The sequence below is a fragment of the Herbiconiux daphne genome (assembly GCF_024979295.1).
Lineage (GTDB): Bacteria > Actinomycetota > Actinomycetes > Actinomycetales > Microbacteriaceae > Herbiconiux > Herbiconiux daphnes.
The window spans coordinates 1-560 of sequence record NZ_JANLCJ010000668.1 but is presented as its reverse complement, the minus strand read 5'-3'; the positions used below and the strand labels follow the sequence as shown (position 1 = coordinate 560).

Sequence of the window (560 nt, the reverse complement as noted above, 5' to 3'; positions counted from 1 at the left end):
CCCCTCTTTTCTCTTTGTGAGATTAGCAAACTTAATCGTTTGAATTCGTCCACGTCGTCCGATAGCAATGCCGCGGCTTTTCGTTTCTTCAAATCTTTGAGCGGTGTCTTTTTGATTTTTGGCTTGGTCTTGTCACGGTACGCACTCATGACCACATCGCGTTTGTCGATGTTCATTAGGTTCATCATGTGCAACAACCCTTCAAGCGAAATATATTTGCGATTGGCAACATTGACGGTGTATCGTGTCCAATTCTTTTGCTTCATGATTTTCAACCATGTGTCCGATGACCCCGTTCCCTTGTCGTCAATCGCTTGAATGGTTTCGGCAAGGCGGAACATCCACACGCCTTCGCCGATTTCTTCGATGGCTTTTAGTAGCATCCGATAAATCAATCACTTCACGTCCTTGTGATGGTATTCTTTGAGCAACAACGACATTGCCACCCAAGACAAATATGCGATTGCCGCGTGTTCCATCAATTCTTTTCTAGCAAATGCAATTGCCACAAACATCCCCGTGAAAAACACGGTTATCAAAGTCAATCTTGAAATTTGAAT

1 protein-coding gene is annotated in these 560 nt (G+C 43.8%); it reads right to left on the bottom strand.

The window, feature by feature from the left end; translation table 11 throughout:
• Positions 1–383, bottom strand: a 383-nt coding sequence (locus tag N1032_RS27050; RefSeq protein WP_259543788.1) for a hypothetical protein, incomplete at its 3' end; no start/stop codon positions are given.
• Between the last annotated feature and the right edge of the window lie 177 nt (positions 384–560).